This is a genomic window from Bowmanella denitrificans, assembly GCF_039522935.1.
GTDB classification, from domain to species: Bacteria; Pseudomonadota; Gammaproteobacteria; order Enterobacterales; family Alteromonadaceae; genus Bowmanella; species Bowmanella denitrificans.
In genome coordinates this window covers 945,840-966,648 of sequence record NZ_BAAAEI010000006.1, presented here as the reverse complement: position 1 = coordinate 966,648, position 20,809 = coordinate 945,840, and the positions used below count along the sequence as shown (strand labels likewise).

The following is a 20,809-nucleotide window of genomic DNA, read 5'->3' as shown; positions in this document are numbered from 1 at the left end:
AAACCAGAAGATTTCATGTTAAAAAAAGCGGTCAACCTGACCACCTACTATTACAAGAGCTTCTACCTGTCAGAGTGGTTTGACGAGTAGAAACTGCCTTTCGCGTTATCGCTGAGTGTTGCTTCAGGCAGCACTGCATCTGCATTTAAAAAACATAACGATTAATTTCCGGTCGCATTGGACTGCCCTTGAGGCGTTCATGCGCCCGGTATGCGACAGGTATTCGAACATGAAATTCAGCAAATTAACCATGGCGCTGGCCTTCAGCTTTTCGGGTTATGCACTGGCTCAGCAGGCCAGTCATCTGCCTACCCTGCAGGATGGAAGTGATCTGGAGAAAATTCAGGTCACAGGTACTCACATCAAAGGGGTGGATATGGAAGGGGCGCAGCCACTGACCATTATCAGCGCCGAGGATATTCGCAAATCCGGCGCCACCACGGTGTTTGAGTTGATGAGTACCTTGACTCAGACCCGTGGCGGCGAAGGATCTTTTTCCACCTCACAAAGTGGTGCGACGTCAACCTCGACCCCCGCTGGACAAGCTGCCGCTTCACTGCGTGGCTTAGGGCCTTCTGCCACACTGACACTGATTAATGGTCGGCGTATTGCGGCCAGTTCTTTTGCTTCTGGTACGCAGAACTTCGTCGATATCAACAGCATTCCCCTGGCGGCTATCGAACGCATCGAGGTATTGGCAACCGGCGCTTCTGCAACCTATGGTGCTGATGCGGTGGCCGGGGTGATTAACTACATCCTTAAAAAAGATTTTCAGGGGGCAGAGTTCAATGCCGTTTACGGTAATAGCACTGCCAGTTCTGATGAAGGTAGCTTGAACCTGAATATCATTTGGGGCGACAAGCTGGCCGGCGGCGATTTGATGCTGTTTATGGACTATTATGACCGCAAGGATTTTAGAGCCACCGACCGACAGTCAACTCGAATGCCAGTGCTGCAAAGCAGCTATTCCTATTTGTCTAAAACCCCGAATATCTACTACAACTCATCCAATGTGACGGATGCCGACGGCAATTATCTGGAAATTGCCAATCCGAATTGCGCCACCCCTTTGGTGAAGACGGAATTCGGTGAAGACATTTGTGCCTATTATGGTAACGAAGATGACTGGCTGGAAACGCCGCTGGAAAGCCTGTCTGCAGGTTTCACCTATCAAAAGAGTCTGGGCGGACTGGATTGGAAAACCGACTTCTTTTATACCCGCACCAAGTCCACGTCTTATTCCAGCCCATCGCCTATTAACAGAATTGATGATTCTGAAGGGCCTTTTACTGAAGAAACAGCCATTGATATTTTTCCTGATGCCATTCGCAACCAGCTTATGGATGACATTTATTTTCAGCGTTTTGATACCCAAGCTGGCCGTGAAATCTGGGGCTTTATGTTCGATGGGCGCTTTGCCACCCCCCGGACCGTAGAGATTGAAAGCGATGCGTTTCGCCTGGTAACAAGTTTGTCTGGCACCCTTGGACGTTGGGACTGGGAATCGGCCCTGACGCTGTCAGAATCTGAGTCTGATCAGGTGGCGGTAGCGGGTGTGTATAACCGGTACAAATATCATGCAGCCCTGGCCGGTGAGCTTTGCTCAGACGGCAGCCTGGCCAGTTACGATGGGGAAAATCTAAACTGTAACAGCGGCGATTTGCTTGGCCTTTATAACCCGTTTCTAAGTGGTGATGCCAGCAATGACAGCATATTGGCCACAGCTCAGGAACAGCCTACCCGCAAAGGTGAAAGTCGGGTTTATGGCTGGGATCTGCGTTTCTCCGGCGACCTGGTTGAATTTAACGACGATATGATTCGTTCGGCTTTTGGCGTGGAAGTGCGGCAGGAAGAAATTACCGATGTACCGTCGCAGAATGCCAGGGCCCGATTCGATAAGGGTTATCTGGTGGATGTGTTTGGTTTTGGTTCCAGTTTATCCGAGGCGAAAAGAACCCAATGGGGCGCTTTTGCTGAGTTACATATCCCGTTAACGGAGCAACTGGAAATGCAACTGGCGGGTCGTTACGACCATTATGATGATTTTGGTGGCGATCTGAATCCAAAAGTAGCGCTAACCTACCGGCCGGGCGAAGACTGGGTGCTGCGGGCATCCTGGGCAACGTCTTTCCGGGCTCCTTCACTCACTCAGGCGGGGGTGAAACTGCGCACCACCCGTGCATCCTTTGATTGCTCGGCGAACCAGGCGGTGGCCGACCTTTATTGTGAAGGCTTTGGGGATTTGCGTGGTCATAATGTACTGGAATTGGGGAATCCTAAATTGCAGGCCGAAGAGTCAGAATCGCTCAGCCTGGGATTCGGCTATAGTCCTACCCGCAATACCAGCCTGACCCTGGACTATTGGCGTTTTGATCACGAGAAGCTGGTGGACACGGATATGACAGGGGTACTGAATCGTGCCATCGCTGATGCATCGCTGCGTCATTGCGGTCTGGTGCCGGAAGGACAAATGGGGATTTCCTACGATCCACAAATGTGTGATGTAACCGACAGTCAGGGCCTGACCATTGAACAGCAGGGGGCGAACCTCAGGGAAATACTGGATGCCTGGGTGGATTATGCCGACCCACGCTATGCCGAGTTGGAACTGTATCGCGACCATGTACTGCTGCTGGAAAATACCGGTACGCAAACCGTGTCCGGACTGGATTTGACCTTTGACCATCGCCTCGAATTTGCATCCGGTGCATTGAGCTTCAGCCTGGATGCCACCCATTACATCAGTTATGAACGCAATAAGCCGGGCTCAGATGACATTGAAGAGCTGGCTGGTACCTGGCGTTATCCAAAGAATATCGTTACCGCACGTGTATTCTGGGATCAGGATAACTGGTACGCAGGTCTGACGGCTTACTACACAGGCGCTTATGAGGATGATATCGAACGTTTGCGGGGCCGGGAACTGGATGAATTGGACGCCTTGGGCGAGTTAGACGCCGATGGCAAGCGCGATGTCAGTGCCTGGACCACAGTCAGGGCAACCTTAGGTTATGAGTTTGATAACGCCAGTATCAGCCTGTCGGTAGACAATTTGTTTGACCGTGAACCGCCCAAAGCTTACGGCTCGGCCAGAGGCTTTGATTCGATTAATCATAATGCCTACGGCACCCTTTACAAGGTATCGTTAGCCTACCGTTTCTAAGTTTAGTGTGGGGAGGGTTGCCTCCCCAAAATTCTTCACTTATCAGGCCAACGTTTACGGCCAGGATATGCTATGCAACAAGATAACGATCAAGCCAAGGGGCTTTCCAGTCGCATGCCGGATGCCTTTGTCATCCTGTTTTTTGTGGTGGCCCTGGCCACATTACTGACTCATCTGCTGCCTGCTGGTTACTTTGAATTAGAAGAAGTGACGCAAAACATCAATGGCCAAACCCAGGTTCGCCAGCTTATCAGGCCGGACAGTTTTCGCTTTGCTCAAGATTCGCAGGGGCAGGCCGGGCTGTTTGATGCAAAGGGCAGCCAGGGCTTTTTGAATTATGCCTTTGAAGGCATGGTGTCGGGGGATAAATGGGGGGCTGCTGTCGGGGTGGTGGCCTTTATTCTGATTGTGGGTGGCGCCTTTGGCATCATTATGCAAACCGGCGCGGTGAATAACGGCATCCTCGCCCTGATCAACCGTACCAGACGCGCCGACAGGCTGATCCTGCCACTGATGTTTTTACTGTTTTCCCTGGGCGGCGCCGTATTTGGTATGGGCGAAGAGGCTATCGCCTTTTGTATTGTGCTGACCCCGCTGGTGATTGCCATGGGCTATAACGCCATTACCGCCGTGCTTATTACCTATATTGCCACGCAAATTGGCTTTGCCACCTCCTGGATGAACCCCTTTAGTGTAGCGATTGCGCAGGGTATTGCCGATGTACCGCTGATGTCCGGCAGTGGTTACCGGATGGTCCTGTGGGCGGTGTTTACCTTATGCGGTATGTTGTTTACGTTGCGCTATGCAGCGAGGGTGAAGGCTAACCCTGCAGCCAGTCTCAGTCAAAGCGCAGACAACTATTTTCGTGCCCAGCAGCAAGCGCAGCTAAGCAATCATTTCAGCAAGGCCGATGCAGCTATACTGCTGAGCCTGCTGGCCGGGATTCTATGGGTATTGTGGGGCGTTACTTTCCATCAATATTATATTCCGCAGATTGCCAGTCAGTTTTTTGCCATGGGTATTGCCGCAGCTTTTATTGCGGTGCTGGCCGGGCGCATGACATTGAATCAGGCCTCTCAGGCGTTTCAGCAAGGCGCCAAAGATCTGCTGCCTGCCGCCCTGATTGTTGGCATGGCCAAGGGCATTGTGCTGATTCTTGGTGGCGATAATGCCACCACCCCCTCGGTGCTGAACACGCTGTTGCACTATGTTGGCAGCGGCATGTCCAGCGTATCTGAAAGCGTTTCCGCGCTGTTTATGCTGGGCTTTCAGTCGTTGTTTAACTTCTTTATTGCCTCTGGTTCGGGCCAGGCGGCCCTGACCATGCCACTAATGGCGCCGCTGTCTGATTTGGTCGGCGTATCAAGGCAAACGGCAGTACTGGCATTTCAGTTAGGAGACGGGCTGACCAACATCATTATTCCCACCTCGGCCTCCCTGATTGGTTGCCTTGGTGTGGCCAGAATTGACTGGGCGGTATGGGCACGCTTTGCCTGGAAACCCATGCTGGCGCTGATGGCCATGGCCGCGTCAGCTATGTTGATTGCAGTAACGATAGGATATCAATGAACAATTTAACCCTAATTAAGAATGCCCATGTGTTTGCCCCACAAGATATGGGCAGACAAGACGTACTTTTTGCTGGCCAGCAGATTCTGGCGGTGGGTCATCATCTTGATTTGCAAGGTGATACACTTCATGTCGTCGATGGCAGCGGCAAACTACTGTTGCCAGGACTGGTGGACAGCCTGGTGCATATTACCGGTGGTGGTGGGGAAGGTGGATTTCATACCCGGACGCCGCAGATGAACCTGACCGATGCCACCCTGGGCGGTGTGACAACCCTGATTGGTGCGCTTGGTACCGATGCCACCACCCGCACCCTGACCGATTTGCTTGCCAAAGCCGGCGCGCTTTGCACTGAAGGTTTGAGCGTGTACTGTTACACCGGCTCTTATCAGATACCGGCACGAACTATCACGGGCAATATCACCGACGATATTGTGCTGATTGACAAGTTTATTGGTATTGGCGAGGTAGCTATTGCCGATCACCGTTCATCACAGCCTTGTGCCAAGGAACTGATGCGTCTTGCCTCTGAGGCCAGAATTGGCGGTATGCTCAGTGGTAAGGCCGGTATTGTCAGTATTCATGTGGGAGAGGGAGCCAGCCGGTTGGCGCTATTGGAACAGGTTGTCAGAGAGTCAGATATTCCGGCCTCACAGTTTTATCCCACCCATATTAACCGCAATCTGGATTTATTAGAGGCGGGTATGGCCTGGGCTGCGCAGGGCGGCTTTGTGGATATGACCACCAGTACCAATGCACAGTTTATTGCCGAAGGGGAAATTCCGGCCGCCAAAGCGTTGGCAATGTGTTTGCAGCGGGGCGTGCCGGTCAGCCAGTTAACCATGAGTTCGGACGGTAATGCCAGTTTACCCCTGTTTGATGCGCATGGCCGTTTGATTGGGTTGGAAGTCGGGCAGGTTGCCAGTTTATACCAGGCGATGGTCGAAGCCGTTCAGCAATATAATGTCCCACTTACGCAAGCCCTTACTTCGGTCACGCTAACCCCGGCACGGATCCTGGGATTGACTGGCAAAGGCCGGATTGCCTCCGGTGCAGATGCCGATCTGCTGCTAGTCGATGACGATACCCTGGCTATCGACAGTGTATATGCCAAAGGGCGACAGATGGTGGCGGAAGGTGTCCCCCTGGTTAAAGGTACCTTTGAATAACTAACATGACATGCCGGTACATCGGCATGTCACATTTCCTGCCTGTCGTTGCAAAGCTGTCATTAAACTGTCACCGGTGACAAATCCTGATAAATTTCTACAATCTTTGCAGAATTGTTAATCACCCTGACCCCTTCAGCCTTACTTATCCCTTTAAGTAATTTTACTTAATAAGTATAACTTTTTGATTTTTAACATATATGTACAAGAAGTTATGAATTTTTATGACGTCTTCCTGTTTTTATACCAAAGCACAAAATTGAATACGTTTCCGACAGCCGAATCCACTGCGGGTTCATTTGGATGCTTCAATGCAACACACTTTGAAAGGAAAGACGATGAAAACAAAACTGACTCTGTTGTCAGTCGCCATTCTGGCGTCGATTCAGGCAACTGCCGCCCCAGCTGATTCCCTGGTACTCACCGGCGTGATAGATGGCCCTCTGTCCGGTGGCATTCCCAAGGCCGTAGAGCTTTATGTGGCCAAAGATATTGCCGACCTTAGCCAGTGTGGTGTGGGGTTTGCCAATAACGGTGGCGGCACCGACGGCGAAGAGTTTACCTTCCCCGCTCAGTCGGTAAGCGCCGGAACCTTCCTGTATGTCGCGTCTGAAACTTCAGGCTTTACCAGTTTCTTCGGTTTTGCACCGGATTTCACCTCAGGTGCGGCGTCTATCAATGGTGATGATGCCATTGAAGTGTTCTGTGACAACGTCGTGGTGGATACCTTTGGCGACCCAAGCGTAGATGGTAGCGGACAAGCATGGGATTATCTGGACGGTTGGGCTTACCGTAGCGCCAATACCGGTCCGGATGGCACAAATTTCAATGTTTCCAGTTGGACTTTCAGTGGCACCAATGCGCTGGATGGTACCAGCAGTAATGCCACAGCCGGTGCGCCTTTCCCGGCTAAATCTTACGGCCCGCAGACTGATCCGGGTGACGGCGGCAACAACGGCGGTAACGATGATGGCATCGATGGCAGCGTATGTTTTAACTGCCCTGACCTGGATAAAATTGCTGATGCCAGTCAGTTCAGTGACGGCCAATACTATGCACAAGTGTTCACGGCGCTAAACAATAATGCCGGTGCCGGACAAGTCAAAGCGGTACTAAGCGACACCATCAGTGCTAATCATCGTGTCCTGAGCTACGGCGAAGTCTGGACAGCCCTGACCGCAACCGATCAGGACCCGCAGAACAGCAACAATGTGACCTTAATCTATAAAGGCACGTCCATTGCCAAATCCAGCAATGGCAGCGGCAGCCAGAGCAGTAACCCTGACAACTGGAACCGTGAACACGTCTGGCCTAACAGCCACGGTTTTGGCAGCCAGTCGTTTGAAGCCTATACCGATATCCATCATTTACGCCCCAGCGACATTTCCGTCAATTCATCCCGTGGCAATCTGGACTTCGATGACAGCGATGCCCCCTTAAGTGAAGCTCCACAAAACCGAATTGACAGTGATTCATTTGAGCCCCGCGATGCGGTGAAAGGCGATGTGGCCCGAATGATGTTCTATATGGATACCCGTTATGAAGGTGCCGACACAACACCTGATTTACAACTGGTGGACCGCCTGACCGGGCCTGGTGAAGCGGCACTTGGCAAACTCTGCCGTCTGATTGAATGGCACAATGCTGATCCGGTAGACAGCACAGAGCAAATGCGCAATGACGCCATCTATGAGTTCCAGGGCAACAGGAATCCCTTTATCGATCACCCCGAGTGGGTGGACGTGCTGTATGAAGCCAACGATTGCGACGGCAACGACAATGGCGGTGGTGACAATGGTGGTGAGCCGCAGGAGCCGGGTGACGCCAGTCTGATTTTCTCCGAATACATTGAAGGGGCGGGTGGTAATAACAAGGCCATTGAGCTATTCAATGCCACAGGTGCCAGCCTGAATCTGTCTGGTTACCAGGTACTGCTGTATGCCAATGGCTCTACCTCGGCCGGCAACCGCCTGGATCTGCAAGGCACACTGCCATCTGGTGGTGTTTATGTGATTGCCAACTCCGGCTCCAATGCGGATATTCTGGCAGTGGCCGATACCACCGCATCAGTGACCTTCTTTAACGGTAATGACGTACTGGAACTGCGCAAGAATGGTGAACTGGTTGACAGCTTTGGCCAAGTGGGTAACAGCAATAACTTCGCAGTTGATGTGACACTGGTGCGCAAGCCTGAGATTATCAGTGGCGATACCGATTCCTCGGATGCCTTTGATTACAACCAGGAGTGGATCAGCCTGGGCACCAATGTATTCACCAATCTGGGTAGCCATAATGGTGATACAGGTGGCGATCCTGGTGGTGATCCGGATGCTGAACTGGGCCAATGTGGTGATGAAGCCACCTTGATCAGTGCCATTCAGGGTAATGGTGCTGCCTCACCTGTGCAGGACCAAAGCAAAGTTATCGAAGGCGTGGTGACCAATTCTGTGGCCAATCTGCGTGGTTACTTTGTGCAGGAAGAGCGTAGTCAGTGGGACAACGATGCCAACAGCTCTGAAGGGATTTTTGTTTATCAGGGCAGCGACAGCAATTTGCCTGCAGTGGGTGACGTGGTCAGGGTTAAAGGTAAGGTCACTGAATATTTTACTAAGACGCAACTTACGGCAGAAGGCCAGCCATTAACTTGTGGCTCGGCAGCGGTTGAACCTGTCACCATCAGCTTGCCGTTTGAGCATGCCGGTGTACCAGAATCCCTGGAAGGTATGTTGGTGAATTTCAGCCATGTTCTGAGTGTTACCGACAACTATAACCTGGGTCGCTACGGCGATGTGGGGCTGGGCAATGGCCGTAACTACATTCCCACCAATTTGCATGTCCCAGGCTCGCCTGAAGCAATTGCACTGGCCGAGCGTAACCGTTTAAACAGCATTATTCTGGACGACACTATCAGTGCTCAGAACCCGGATCCTGTGGTTTATCCAACGGGTAATCTGTCTGCCAATAATACTTTGCGTACCGGCGACACTGTCACTGCATTGTTAGGAAACCTGGATTACAGCTTCAGTGCTTATCGCATTATTCCTGCCGAGGCACCTACCTTTGTGCAGAGTAATGCCAGAACACCGGCACCTGAGCTGAGCCGTGGTAACGTCACGGTAGCCAGCCTGAACGTGCTGAACTTCTTCAACGGTAATGGCCAGGGCGGCGGATTCCCCACCGCACGGGGCGCTGATGATCTGAACGAGTATCAACGTCAACTGGACAAACTGGTCTTGGCGCTGGCAGCCATGGATGCCGATATTGTCGGTCTGATGGAGATTGAAAACGACGGTTACGGTGAGCTCAGCGCTATCGCCCAGTTAACCGAGGCCCTTAACCAACATCTGGGTGAAGAGCGCTATGCCTACGTAAACCCCGGTGTCAGCAAAATCGGCACGGACGAGATTGCGGTAGGTTTGTTGTATAAACCTCAGGCGGTCAGTCTGCAAGGTGCCAGCCGTATCAACAACCAAAGTGTATTCAGCCGTCCGCCTCTGGCACAACGTTTTGCGGCCACAGACAATGGCGCAGAGCTGACAGTGGTAGTGAATCACTTCAAGTCCAAGGGCTGTGGCGGTGCCAGTGGTGCCGATAGTGACCAGGGCGATGGTCAAAGCTGTTACAACGCTACCCGTGTCGCTCAGGCTCAGGCGCTGATCAATTGGTTAGCCACTGATGCCGAGTTAAGCAGTAACGACAATCAATTGGTGATTGGTGACTTGAACGCCTACGCCAAGGAAGACCCGATTCGTGCCTTTACAGGCAATGGCTTTACCAACCTGGTTGAAACCCATGTGGGTGCAGAAGCCTATTCCTACGCCTTTGGCGGTGAGATGGGGTATCTGGACCATGCTATCGCCAGCGATGCATTGGCGGCACAAGTGCAGGGGGTCACCGAATGGCATATCAATGCCGATGAGCCACGTGCGCTTGACTACGATACCCAATACAACCATCCGCAGTTCTATGCAGCCAACCCCTATCGTGTGTCTGACCACGATCCGGTGCTGGTTAGCTTTAATCTGCAAGGTGTGGCTGTGACCGGCGACTTTGATGGTGACGGCGATGTGGATCGCAACGACATCAGCGCCCTGATGCGTGCCATCGCTAGCAGACAGGAAATTGATATGGCCTTCGACCTGAATGAAGACGGTGTAGTGAATACCCGTGACGTACAAATGATGAGCCGTCTGTGCACTCGCACTGGCTGTGCCACTGAATAATTTAAGGAGAAAATCATGAAAAAAATTATCGCGTTATTTGGCCTGTTGCTGGCCGCCAATAGCCAGGCTGCCGTACTGAGCCTTAGCACTGACCAGACAAGTTATCAGGTAGGGGATACAGTCACACTGAATATTATCGGTAGCGACTTTGCCGAAGTTAGTGCCTTTGACTTTGACCTGCTGTTTGATACTACGGCCCTGACCGGAGGCTCTTTGACCGGCACAGACCTGAACACGGGAATGAATTGGTTTTTAAATGAGAACTTCAGCGCCTCTGGGCTGACCCTGGCATTTACCGCTTTTGATGATTTTTTTGCGCCGGAAGCGGTAGGTACGGGCAATGCGCTGCTGGCCAGCGTCAGTTTTGTGGCCCAGACTGCCGGTCAGTTCAGCCTGATGTTTGACAGCCTGACGGCATCATTCTCGGACGCGAACTTCACGCCCCTGAACGTGGATTTTAACGGCCTGACCGTTAATGTGACTGATGCCAACGCCGTGCCTGAGCCTGGCTCTTTGGCACTGGCCGCTTTGGCTTTGTTTGGCTTAATGGGCGCCCGTCGCCGCGCCTGAACCTGTTCCTAACTGCCATGCCCTTGGCAGTCTGTCCAAGCCCCGCTTTGCGGGGCTTTTTTCTATAGAGTCGCAGATTTTCTGCACGTCCTTTATCTATAGCGCGAGAATCCCGCTGTTCGCGTCTGGCCATGTCGGCGAAGGCTTGCGTGACGCAGAAAGGCAGGCATAGACTAGTGCGCTAATACCAAGCAGCATTAAGGAAACGTTATGCACAAGTATTTGTTGCGCAAAGCCGATATCGATGCTTTTGAGGGGTTGCAAAAGGTACATTTTCTGAATGCCAATGCGGTTCGCACCAATAAATCCCTGGGCGATTTAACGGGTCTCACTGGTTTTGGTTTTCATCTGATCGAAATTGCACCTGGTCGTGATTCTACGGAATACCATAAACACTATTACGAGGATGAATGTGTCTATGTCCTTCAGGGGCAAGGTATTGCCAGAATTGGTGAGCAATATCATGACATTGGCCCCGGTGATTTTATTGGCTACCGCAAAGGCGGCCTGGCGCACAGTCTGCACAACAATGGCAATGACATGCTCCGTTGCATTGTGGTGGGGGAGCGCCGTGAACACGATATGGCGGATTATCCGGATAAACAAAAGCGCATTTATCGCAATCAGGGTCAATCCTGGGATCTGGTGGATATTGAGGCTATTGTTCATCCGCAGGCCGGGCGCAAAATTTAGCCTTAGGCTGCTACCTGGCAAATGTTGCGGTGACATCATTGGCAGATCTATCGGTTAGCCCGCGAGTTTCGCATGCTCGCGTATTTAAGCTATGCCAAGCTATTGATATCAAAGCTCTAACTGAGTACTGTCTGGAGCTGGCTGCGGATGAAGTGTAGCAGGGACTAAACAGGGCGTCGGAGACACTCCGACCCATTACCAAGAGACTGGGTTATGGCATACGATTTTGGCGCCAACACACTGGGGATTAAAAACCCCTTTAAATTCGAAGGCTTCGTTAAACTGATGGGCGGTGTGCTTATCTGTGCACTGGCGGTGGTACCGCTGCTCGGCATTAGTGAGGCCCTCAAGCAGGACATGGTCAAGGCCTGGGTTAATGCGGGTCTTGGCTTGATACTGCTGATTTGGGGGCTGCAACAGTCTGGTATCGGCTTATTCCAGATGTTTAAGTATTTTGTCGGGCGCTCGGTGCCCACTTCCCTGGCGCAAAATTTTAATCCCAGTGAACGGGAAAATGCGCAACAGGAAAAAGCAGTGACCGAATACCAGGCAGAAGAGTTGGAATCCATGCTGATGGGACGAAAAAACTCCACCTTTAAGGAGCCGATAGGTTGGACGGCCAGACTCATTCACACCCTGTTACCCAGATTGATTTTCACCCCTTACCCGATTCGTAATTTTGTTCAGGAACTGGGCAGTCTGGTGGTGACATCAGTGATGGCACTGGTGGTTTTTGCCGTTGCCTACTTTGTTTCAGTGTCTGGTCTGGTGGGGGATGCCGGGGCGATGATTACCCCCATACTATCGGTGATGTTGCTGTTGTATCTGATTATGGCCTGGCGGGCCATGGCCTCGTCATTGGTGTCGGTTCGCAACCGTCAGTTGCACAGTAAAAATGCCGCCGGTATCGCCAAATTACTGGTGATTGCCATAGTGATACCAGTAGCGCTGGGCTATTTGTATGCCCAGTTTAGTCCAACAACCCGCGAAGAACTGGCGCTGTGGTTTGACAATGTGCTGGTGTTTAGTGCCTGGGGTAATCTGGCTTTGCTGTTTGTTATCAGTCTGGCGGTGATTGCCGCATCAGCCATGATGATCCGCGAGCGTTTCACTCTGGCTCAGCCCAAGACCGAAGTGGCGGAATTTCGAGAGAATCTGCAGGAGTCGGTGCATCCCAATGAGATTTTTATCAATATCGAAAATATTGTACTGGCCAATCGCCGCTACAAGGAAATTCCCAATCGCATTTATCAGGGCTTTGAACCTGTGCTGCAGGAACAAAGCCAGGGCAAGGGCAACTTTCGCGGCCAGTTGTTAATTGAAACACAGCCCGAAGTGCATGAAATGGAATACAGCAATGTATTTAAGCAGTTTCGCATGCTGTCCACTCTGGTCGGGCAGGCCCTGGTTGTCGTGGCTGCCCTGCTGTTCTACTTTATGATTGGCGGTGCTTACGAGGTTTACGCCTTTGCCAGCGAACGTTTGACCAATCTGGACAGGCTGGCCGACAGCCAAATGATGGCGGTGCTGGCGGAGTTTGGCCCGCTGGCGTCATCGCTGCTGGTACTGTTCTTCAGTTGGCAAACGGTGCTGGCCGGAGGGCGTATTCTCGAGCGAGGCACGCATTTATTCTGGTCGGAAATGCAGTTTTCCAGCCTGCTGATGTGGATGAAAACCGAAGGCACTTATACAGAGAGCAAAATTTCTACCGGTATGGCCATACATGATTCCACCCGCTCAGAGAATGTGGTGGTGCGCAGCTCCATTACCCCCTGGATCATTACCTCCAGAATCACCACCTCTACTTTTGCTACCAGCGGCACCCGTAATCTGGAAATGCCCCGTTATGTACTCAGCCTGTCAAAAAATACCGACGAGCTGGACACCATCGTCAAAGAAATCAAAGGCTTTCTACGCGGTCGCGAGGCTATCGCATCGATTACCAATGAAAAAGATCTGCATAACGCCGAAACGATTTTCCAGGTTAATCAGGCGTCTCGCGCCCCGATGTTGGATACCGATAAGCAACAAAAGCTGGAAGAAGCCGGGGCGTTCAGACGTATCGAAGAAGACCCGTCCGCGGCCGATGACAGTCAGGACCAACAAAAATCTTAACAGGGCGCTATGTCGCCCTTTGTTTATATATAACCGACAAGGAGTTGATGCATGAAGCTGGAATCCCTGGCCTTGCACCATGGCTATGAATCTGAAGCCACCACCAAGGCGGCTGCCGTACCTATTTATCAGACCACCTCTTATACCTTTGACAGTACTCAGCATGGTGCGGATCTGTTTGATTTAAAAGTACAGGGCAATATTTATACCCGTATTATGAATCCAACCACGGCCGTGCTGGAACAGCGTGTGGCAGCCATGGAAGGGGGCATTGGTGGTTTAGCCCTGGCCTCAGGCATGGCGGCGATTACTTATGCGATTCAGTGTTTGTGTGAGGTGGGCAGCAATATTGTCAGCACCAGCCAACTCTACGGTGGTACCTACAATCTGTTTGCCCATACCTTCCCGCGTCAGGGTATCGAAGTGCGTATGTGCTCTCACGACGACTACCAGGCCTTTGAAGACGCCATTGATGAAAACACCAAAGCGCTGTTTTGTGAGTCTATCGGTAACCCGGCCGGTAACGTGGTGGACATACAGAAACTGGCTGAAATCGGCCTTCGTCATGGCGTACCGCTGATTGTGGACAACACCGTGGCCACGCCTTATTTGTGCCGTCCTATTGAGCAGGGAGCCGCTATTGTGGTGCATTCTCTGACCAAGTACATTGGCGGGCACGGTGTGGCCGTGGGCGGTATTATTGTCGATTCTGGTCAGTTTGACTGGGCGGCCAATAAAGCGCGTTTCCCGCTATTGAACCAACCCGACCCTTCTTACCACGGTGTGGTGTATACCGAAGCGCTGGGACCAGCGGCTTATATTGGTCGCTGTCGCGTGGTGCCGCTGCGTAATACCGGAGCGGCCATTTCGCCTTTCAATGCCTTCCAAATCCTGCAGGGGCTGGAAACCCTGGGCCTGCGTATGGATCGTCATTGTGACAACGCCCTGCAACTGGCGCGCTATCTGTCTGATCACCCGCAGGTGTCCTGGGTTAACTATGCCGGTTTAGCTGACAGCCCCTATCAGGCAAGCTGTCAGAAAATCACTGGTGGTAAGGCCTCCGGCATTCTGAGCTTTGGCATCAAAGGCGGGAAAGAAGCGGGCGGGCGTTTTATCGACGCGCTGCAAATGATTTTGCGCCTGGTCAATATTGGCGATGCCAAATCTCTGGCCTGTCACCCAGCCTCTACCACCCATCGCCAGTTAAATGACGAGGAACTGAAAAAAGCCGGCGTCAGTGCGGATCTTATCCGTATCTCGGTAGGTATCGAGCATATCGACGATATTATTGCTGATGTGGCTCAGGCGCTGGATGCGGTAGGTAAATAGCAGTGAGTTGTGCGCAGAATCCGTCTGGCCGTTATTTGGAAGTTGATAGCAGCCGGATTTATTTTGAGCTGGCAGGCAACCCGCAGGGGAAAGCCTTGCTGATATTGCACGGCGGTTTGGGATCGAGCCGGGAAATGGCCTGCCTGCAGGCCCATATTCCCGCTGACTACCAACTGATCAGCATGGACTTTCGCGGCCATGGTCGTTCCACCCTGGGGCAACAACCGCTGAGCTATGCCCGTTATCAACAGGATGCCGAAGCCTTACTCAACCACCTGGGTGTTGAGCAATATTCCGTGCTGGGCTTTAGTGACGGCGGTATTGTGGCCTATCGTCTGGCTGCAAGCCATCCCGGCAGGGTCACGCGATTAATTGCTATCGGCGCGCAGTGGCGGCTTTTGCCAGAGCAGGTAGTAGTGTTTTAGCTCAAATTGTCGGTTGATGATATAGCCTGGGACCTTAAGTCCCAGACTTTTACCTTGGTATAAGAGCCACGATGTTAAATGGTGGCTTTTGTTGTTACCCTGCCAATTCTGCAGGGTAAAGGCAGTGATGGATATCATCGCATGGCTGAAAACTCTGAATAACGCGCCAGATTTGCTTCGGTTATCAGAGTATTGGGGTAGGTTTTAGTCATATCATAGTGAGGGTTGATTCAGCGATTTTTTGTTATCCGGATTATTTACTACAAATTTAAATACCTTACCGTCTGCACTAAACTGGGCCTCATTTCCGTAGCTGAGCGTAAATGAAGGAGAGATTTCTCTTTCATACTTCTCGGTTTGATATTTAATGTTGGTGTACAAATTGAGTGATTGCTCTTCCGCTTCTGTCAGTGTCAAATCCAGACTGTAACTTCCTTCAACGACAATGCTGGCCTGCTTGTTGGCTTTAACAATTAATGCCGGTGAACCAATCAGCTTGTCGTTGTCATATATTTTTGCCTGAATATGATACTCAGCTGCCTGCAGTAGATTAGGAGATGAAAAAAGTATTAAGAAGCCGGTTAATTTATGCATATTCTGCCTTAAAAGTGATAATTAATACCCAGTGAAGCCGACTTCCAGCTCCTGGAAAAAGCAGCCATAGGCTCGAAGTCAGGAAGAACCTGATAGTCAATAAAAAGATCAACACTGTCATTTACCTGGCAGCTAATGCCTACACCATAACTCAGGCCATTTTCCGATATGTTATGCTTGGAAGGAAATTCCCCAGTAATATTTCCCTCACTATCAATGATTTGGCCTGTACCCTTAATCTCTAATTCAGATCTGCTATAGCCAATCAAGCCATATAGCTTAATGTCATCTATTATGGGGTAGGAAAGCTTAACCAATGCGGATGTCTGAACGTTAATGTCTTCTTTATATCTTCCATAAGGGGACTCAGGCGTACCGTAAAAGCTGGAGTAACCGGATGTACCCTTTGCAAGACGCGCTTCTAAAGACAAATATTGATTATAGGTATAACCGACCAGTAATCCTGCCGTATTAAAATCACGGCCGGTTATTGAAATATCCTGTTTGCTATATAATGCACCGGTATACCAATTATTCTCGGCACTGACAAAAACGCTAGATAATAATGTAAAGCTTAGGAGTGTAGTGCGGAATGTTTTTTTCATTTCTAAGTCCTTTTATTCAGGCAAACTGCTGTCAGTTTGGTTTGCAGAAGCCAGCTATACTCTCTTTAGTTGAGGGATAGCAGTTCTGAAGGTAAACCAATGAAAACAGTCCTTGTTTTAATTTCAACTTTCTCGGCATGCAACGAGCCAAAAAACACAGCGAGTATCTCACGCGGGCATGGTGGTGGCAAGGACCCAGCTAATTCACCTCAGTAACAAATTATTTCATCTTTTGCGGCGATTTAATGTGTTGGTCAGGCCTTGTTACATGCTAAACCAGCTTGATTATTTGGCGAAATAAAACACACCTTATCTTCAGGCTGGATAATGTACTTCACCGGCTTAAACGCTGTGCCAACACGATTTTAAATGGTCTGATAACCGTCATAAATTAATCAGTGCCAGTTTATCTTCCAGATTGGTCAACATCGCACTGACACTAAGTTCACCATGCAGGCCGTCGAGCAGGGTCATAAAGTAGCAGTCCATCAGCAGGTTGGCGGCAATAGCATGATACTGAGTGCGGGAGAACAACTTATGTTTAAAGTCCTCCAGCTCTGCTTCCAGCTCATCCCACTGCCAGATTAATTCCCTGAACAATTCGCGGCTGAATTCCCGTTGCCCAAGGTAAAAATCATATAGATAGCTTGCGTAATGTCGCAGCCTGTCTTTAGGGTTAGCTTTTACATCCGTTTCCCCGGCTTTTGCCAGCGTGGCATCCAGCTTGTCCTGCAGGCCTTCTTTTAATAAATCCAACTTAGTGGGGAAGTGAGAGAATACCGTTCCGGTCGCAACCTGCGCGGCATTGGCAATCTGCCGGGTACTGGTTGGTGCATAGCCTTGCTCAGCAAAAAGTTGCCAGGCGGCAGTCATTATTTGCTTACGGGTTTGCTGCTTCTTGTCCATCTTTCCTTCCAGTCTGGCACCGCAGGTTTTGCATATTCTAGTTGAAAAATGAGCGCGCTCAAAATACATTAATGAGCGCGCTCATTTTTAAAGGTTAAGTGATGAAGGATTTCTGTATTCGTATTCTTGGGTATGTGTTGTTTCTGCCCTTCCTGTTCTTCTACAGCTATATTCTCGGCCCGGTTTTAAAGGCCGTATTGGTGCCTGGAGGACTGATGTTGTTGTTTTTGATCCAGGGCTGGAAAGATGGCGTAAAGCCATACCTTGCTTGTATTCAAGAACAAAAATCCCGCGCAAATGCTTTGATACAAACTAAGCGTTGAGTCGCGATGAGGTAAACAGCAGAATGCGTAGTATGAAGAATAATAAATTGTTAATTGCGGCTGGTAGCGCCAGCCTGCTTGCGGCTATTACTCATTTGCTGGTCATTGTGGGTGGGCCTGACTGGTACCGCTTCTTTGGTGCAGGTGAACAAATGGCGCAGATGGCGGCGCAAGGTAGCAGTTACCCTGCCTTGTTAACCCTGGCTATCAGTGCGGTATTGGGTGTTTGGGGAGCCTATGCGTTTAGCGCCGCTGGACGGATTCGTCCACTCCCCCTGTTGCGTACGGCGATGTGTTTAATCAGCTTTGTGTATTTGTTTCGCGGACTTTATGGTCTGTTTATTGTGGTGGTGGATGATTATAAGTTCTTCGAGCAGGTGTTAGAACGACCGGTATTTATGCTGGTGAGTTCGTCGATTTGTCTGGCGATCGGCTGCTTGTACAGTGTTGGCCTGATAAAACAGTGGCCTTACTTGCGCTCAACATAGAGGTTTTTTGAGAATGGATATTCATAAGGACTGGGCGATGATTCGCCGGATCTTCGCCCAGAGTTTCAGTTCATCTTCTCACTATGCTATTGCCAGTGTAGGGGAGGACGGCTTACCCCACGTTACGCCAATAGGCTCATTGATGCTCACCGAGCCAGGTAAGGGCCTGTTCTTTGAAAAGTTTACCCGCCAGCTACCTGTTAATATCCGTTACAACGCCAATATCTGCGTGCTGGCGGTAAACAGTGGCCGCTGGTTTTGGCTGAAATCGTTGCTCAAAGGCCGTTTTGACAACTGGCCGGCGTTAAGGCTGAAAGGGGTAGCCGGAGAGCGCAGAGACGCCACGGAAGACGAATGTCAGCGTTGGTTTAAACGGGTAAACGCCATGTCTTTTACTAAGGGCTATGACCTGATGTGGAAAGACCTGTGTCAGGTTAGGGAACTGTATTTTCATACCGTGGAGCCAGTGAAAATTGGCGCCATGACTAAAGGATTGCTGTAACCCCCTATGCCGGATTTGCTTAACCTTCCAAGCGATGCAGTGATTCGCGATGAGATGCAAACGCCTTGGTTTGCAGACTGCCACAGTGTCATGATTGCTTATCAGGGCCAGTCGGCGCTGAGCTTGTTTTTACAAATGGCCGCACAGACTCCCGCCTGGATAGATGGCTTGATGTGGGTGCGTAATAAACTGGTATCCATGTTTGGTTTGAAAGACTTAGGTCTGTTGGGCGCTCTGGATAGCCAGCGCATCGACACGGACTATCAGATTGGTGAGCGGGTGGGGATCTTCACCCTGGCAGCCAATCGTTTTCATGAGGTACTGCTGTGCGACAACGACAAGCATCTGCAAGTGACTTTGTCTATTTATGTGCAAGCAATGGGTGCGCAAGCAATGGGCCATCAGGCCAGGTTGTACGCCACGACAGTAGTGCATACCCATAATTTGCTGGGCCGACTCTATATGTTGCCGGTAACGCCTGTGCATCGGCTGATTGTGCCCCGCTCATTGAAAACCCTGGCTCAATCGCTTGATAGCATGTAACCACCAATATTCCGTTAATTGGTTTGAGCTTGATACTGCTGCAGGCCAGCCGCCAGCCCAGTCAGAGAAATCCCTGATCTGCTACCCTATCACATAGCTGCATCAGAGTTGGCCAGCGCAAAATGAGGTTGTTACATCCACTCAGTGGGCATGGAACACAATGCAACGATGAGTTGAATCTGTATTCCATGCTTTGATAAGTCTATGCCTGCCTTTAAGGATTGCGGATATTGTCCCGCACCCAAATTCCGGCTTCCTTGAGGCTATTCACTGTCCAATTGCCACTGGAACAGGTGCCGGTTTTCCATACAGCACCACTTCTGAAATCATCCGAATAATTCCAGTTGGTCCAACTGATTTTCTTTTGCTTCATTAAATCCAGGTACAACTGGGCACTGACAAAGTCATTCTGGCCGTCGCCTGTATAGGTTTGTGAACCCCATTCTGTGACAAATACCGGCAGATGGTCTGCTGCATAAGCCAGCGCATCGCGATAAACCTGCTGATGCGAAGCCGCATAGAAATGGAAGCCATACATAATATTGGGCTGCATGATGGGGTTGTTGATAATATCCTGTGGCGAGCCACCGTCAGACACCCCCATTGACGCCCAGCCGTGAGTACCTACCAATACCACCGCATCTGCATCTATCTGGCGGATCAGCGGGATCATCTGCTCAGCGTAGGATTTAATCGCGGCCCAGGACACATTATTGGGTTCGTTGGCAATATCGTAGATCACATTAATCTTATTCTGATGTGTAGTGACCACATCAGTGAAAAATTGCTGCGCCAGTTGTAAATTGGCGTTGGGATCGCCCGGCGTCAATTGATGCCAGTCCACCAGCGCATACATTCCTCTGGCCGTTACTTCGTCAATAATGGTATTCACCTGTGCGGTGAAGGCGGCCGGGTTGCTGGCATAACCGCCTTCCTGCACATAGAGCGAGATTCTGACGATATCCGCCTGCCAGTCCTGAGCCAGGGCATCCAGCGAAGCAGGGGTTACGCAGTTATTCCAGCCATACCACTGCAAGCCATGTGTGCTCATGCCTCGCAGCTGTACCACTTGATTGTTTTCACCACATAGCTGGTTGCCACAGACATGTAACTGGCCATGGCGCTGTACTGGAGTGTCGACAGGGTCCGGGGGATTGCTGGTGTCACATTGCTGCACAAACCGCCATACACCCCATTGGGCGTCTGGATCGGGTTGCTGCCCCTGCGTCCACCAGGCTGCCTGGTATTCGACATCGTTGAATACTGCCTTGTCGCCACCCAGGTAAATGGCCTGGGCTTGCCATAGATCACTGGTACATGGGCTGGCATAGCTAACGCCGGAATAAAGCAGTGCGGTCAAAACGAAAGTAAGACAGTAACGATACATAGTGAGTCCTTCCTCTGAAATTGGACAACGTATTCAGCCGCGGCATCTGTGTCATTCAGATCAGTTCAGGGTAAAGCTGAATAGCATCCTAAGTGTTATTGATATGTAAATTTCCCAATTTATAACTTGCAAAGTAACATTAAAGAACAACGACTTATTGTTGTTACTATATGTTTAATAACATTATTTTCATCTTCTCATTCTT

At 50.7% G+C, this 20,809-nt stretch carries 17 protein-coding genes; 13 read left to right on the top strand and 4 right to left on the bottom strand.

Features of this window, described 5'->3' with window-relative positions; genetic code table 11:
* Positions 1–229 precede the first annotated feature (229 nt).
* From ABD028_RS07155 to ABD028_RS07115, 9 genes are all read left to right on the top strand, one after another.
* Positions 230–3,163 carry a TonB-dependent receptor domain-containing protein gene (locus tag ABD028_RS07155; protein ID WP_343843478.1) on the top strand — a complete coding sequence of 978 codons (2,934 nt, stop codon included), beginning with the start codon at positions 230–232 and terminating at the stop codon, positions 3,161–3,163.
* 72 nt (positions 3,164–3,235) lie between these two features.
* Positions 3,236–4,732 (top strand): putative basic amino acid antiporter YfcC, encoded by a 1,497-nt coding sequence (gene yfcC / locus ABD028_RS07150; RefSeq protein WP_343843476.1) that lies wholly within the window; start codon positions 3,236–3,238, stop codon positions 4,730–4,732.
* Positions 4,729–5,901: a beta-aspartyl-peptidase gene (gene iadA, locus ABD028_RS07145; RefSeq protein WP_343843473.1), complete on the top strand. Its 1,173-nt coding sequence runs from the start codon at positions 4,729–4,731 to the stop codon at positions 5,899–5,901. The genes yfcC and iadA overlap by 4 nt, the downstream gene beginning before the upstream one ends.
* Positions 5,902–6,239: 338 nt before the next feature.
* Positions 6,240–10,124, top strand: coding sequence for an ExeM/NucH family extracellular endonuclease (locus ABD028_RS07140; protein WP_343843471.1), 3,885 nt, complete (start codon positions 6,240–6,242; stop codon positions 10,122–10,124).
* Between the two features lie 15 nt (positions 10,125–10,139).
* Positions 10,140–10,694 carry a cohesin domain-containing protein gene (locus tag ABD028_RS07135; protein WP_343843468.1) on the top strand — a complete coding sequence of 185 codons (555 nt, stop codon included), beginning with the start codon at positions 10,140–10,142 and terminating at the stop codon, positions 10,692–10,694.
* 210 nt (positions 10,695–10,904) lie between these two features.
* The gene (locus tag ABD028_RS07130; protein WP_343843465.1) at positions 10,905–11,387 is read left to right on the top strand and encodes a cupin domain-containing protein; all 483 of its coding nucleotides are present in this window, start codon (positions 10,905–10,907) and stop codon (positions 11,385–11,387) included.
* Between the two features lie 213 nt (positions 11,388–11,600).
* The gene (locus ABD028_RS07125; protein ID WP_343843462.1) at positions 11,601–13,502 is read left to right on the top strand and encodes a hypothetical protein; all 1,902 of its coding nucleotides are present in this window, start codon (positions 11,601–11,603) and stop codon (positions 13,500–13,502) included.
* Between the two features lie 51 nt (positions 13,503–13,553).
* Positions 13,554–14,831, top strand: a complete 1,278-nt coding sequence (locus ABD028_RS07120) for an O-acetylhomoserine aminocarboxypropyltransferase/cysteine synthase family protein (RefSeq protein WP_343843459.1) — start codon at positions 13,554–13,556, stop codon at positions 14,829–14,831.
* Between the two features lie 2 nt (positions 14,832–14,833).
* Complete coding sequence (locus ABD028_RS07115; protein WP_343843457.1) at positions 14,834–15,256, top strand: alpha/beta fold hydrolase; 423 nt, start codon at positions 14,834–14,836, stop codon at positions 15,254–15,256.
* Positions 15,257–15,469: 213 nt separating this feature from the next.
* Here ABD028_RS07115 and ABD028_RS07110 read toward each other — a convergent pair whose 3' ends face one another.
* From ABD028_RS07110 to ABD028_RS07100, 3 genes are all read right to left on the bottom strand, one after another.
* On the bottom strand, positions 15,470–15,850 hold the full coding sequence (locus ABD028_RS07110) for a hypothetical protein (protein ID WP_343843454.1): 381 nt from the start codon (positions 15,848–15,850) through the stop codon (positions 15,470–15,472).
* Positions 15,851–15,858: 8 nt separating this feature from the next.
* Positions 15,859–16,455, bottom strand: a complete 597-nt coding sequence (locus ABD028_RS07105; protein ID WP_343843451.1) for an outer membrane beta-barrel protein — start codon at positions 16,453–16,455, stop codon at positions 15,859–15,861.
* Positions 16,456–16,839: 384 nt separating this feature from the next.
* Positions 16,840–17,361, bottom strand: coding sequence for a TetR/AcrR family transcriptional regulator (locus tag ABD028_RS07100; RefSeq protein ID WP_343843448.1), 522 nt, complete (start codon positions 17,359–17,361; stop codon positions 16,840–16,842).
* 101 nt (positions 17,362–17,462) lie between these two features.
* Between ABD028_RS07100 and ABD028_RS07095 the strand changes: the two genes are divergently transcribed.
* Genes ABD028_RS07095 through ABD028_RS07080 form a run of 4 tightly spaced genes read left to right on the top strand, consistent with a single transcriptional unit; the run spans position 17,463 to position 19,217 of the window.
* Positions 17,463–17,684 (top strand): hypothetical protein, encoded by a 222-nt coding sequence (locus ABD028_RS07095; protein ID WP_343843445.1) that lies wholly within the window; start codon positions 17,463–17,465, stop codon positions 17,682–17,684.
* 32 nt (positions 17,685–17,716) lie between these two features.
* Positions 17,717–18,172 (top strand): hypothetical protein, encoded by a 456-nt coding sequence (locus tag ABD028_RS07090; RefSeq protein ID WP_343843442.1) that lies wholly within the window; start codon positions 17,717–17,719, stop codon positions 18,170–18,172.
* A 13-nt stretch (positions 18,173–18,185) separates the two neighbouring features.
* Positions 18,186–18,674 (top strand): hypothetical protein, encoded by a 489-nt coding sequence (locus tag ABD028_RS07085; protein WP_343843439.1) that lies wholly within the window; start codon positions 18,186–18,188, stop codon positions 18,672–18,674.
* Between the two features lie 6 nt (positions 18,675–18,680).
* Positions 18,681–19,217 (top strand): DUF2867 domain-containing protein, encoded by a 537-nt coding sequence (locus ABD028_RS07080; protein WP_343843437.1) that lies wholly within the window; start codon positions 18,681–18,683, stop codon positions 19,215–19,217.
* A gap of 214 nt (positions 19,218–19,431) precedes the next feature.
* Here ABD028_RS07080 and ABD028_RS07075 read toward each other — a convergent pair whose 3' ends face one another.
* Positions 19,432–20,604, bottom strand: coding sequence for a cellulase family glycosylhydrolase (locus ABD028_RS07075; protein WP_343843435.1), 1,173 nt, complete (start codon positions 20,602–20,604; stop codon positions 19,432–19,434).
* Between the last annotated feature and the right edge of the window lie 205 nt (positions 20,605–20,809).

Bases quoted from the DNA above. Each gene is read 5' to 3' on its own strand.
- ABD028_RS07155 (WP_343843478.1), top strand. From the start codon at position 230: ATGAAATTCAGCAAATTAACCATGGCGCTGGCCTTCAGCTTTTCGGGT.
- yfcC (WP_343843476.1), top strand. From the start codon at position 3,236: ATGCAACAAGATAACGATCAAGCCAAGGGGCTTTCCAGTCGCATGCCG.
- iadA (WP_343843473.1), top strand. From the start codon at position 4,729: ATGAACAATTTAACCCTAATTAAGAATGCCCATGTGTTTGCCCCACAA.
- ABD028_RS07140 (WP_343843471.1), top strand. From the start codon at position 6,240: ATGAAAACAAAACTGACTCTGTTGTCAGTCGCCATTCTGGCGTCGATT.
- ABD028_RS07135 (WP_343843468.1), top strand. From the start codon at position 10,140: ATGAAAAAAATTATCGCGTTATTTGGCCTGTTGCTGGCCGCCAATAGC.
- ABD028_RS07130 (WP_343843465.1), top strand. From the start codon at position 10,905: ATGCACAAGTATTTGTTGCGCAAAGCCGATATCGATGCTTTTGAGGGG.
- ABD028_RS07125 (WP_343843462.1), top strand. From the start codon at position 11,601: ATGGCATACGATTTTGGCGCCAACACACTGGGGATTAAAAACCCCTTT.
- ABD028_RS07120 (WP_343843459.1), top strand. From the start codon at position 13,554: ATGAAGCTGGAATCCCTGGCCTTGCACCATGGCTATGAATCTGAAGCC.
- ABD028_RS07110 (WP_343843454.1), bottom strand. From the start codon at position 15,850: ATGCATAAATTAACCGGCTTCTTAATACTTTTTTCATCTCCTAATCTA.
- ABD028_RS07105 (WP_343843451.1), bottom strand. From the start codon at position 16,455: ATGAAAAAAACATTCCGCACTACACTCCTAAGCTTTACATTATTATCT.
- ABD028_RS07100 (WP_343843448.1), bottom strand. From the start codon at position 17,361: ATGGACAAGAAGCAGCAAACCCGTAAGCAAATAATGACTGCCGCCTGG.
- ABD028_RS07095 (WP_343843445.1), top strand. From the start codon at position 17,463: ATGAAGGATTTCTGTATTCGTATTCTTGGGTATGTGTTGTTTCTGCCC.
- ABD028_RS07090 (WP_343843442.1), top strand. From the start codon at position 17,717: ATGAAGAATAATAAATTGTTAATTGCGGCTGGTAGCGCCAGCCTGCTT.
- ABD028_RS07085 (WP_343843439.1), top strand. From the start codon at position 18,186: ATGGATATTCATAAGGACTGGGCGATGATTCGCCGGATCTTCGCCCAG.
- ABD028_RS07080 (WP_343843437.1), top strand. From the start codon at position 18,681: ATGCCGGATTTGCTTAACCTTCCAAGCGATGCAGTGATTCGCGATGAG.
- ABD028_RS07075 (WP_343843435.1), bottom strand. From the start codon at position 20,604: ATGTATCGTTACTGTCTTACTTTCGTTTTGACCGCACTGCTTTATTCC.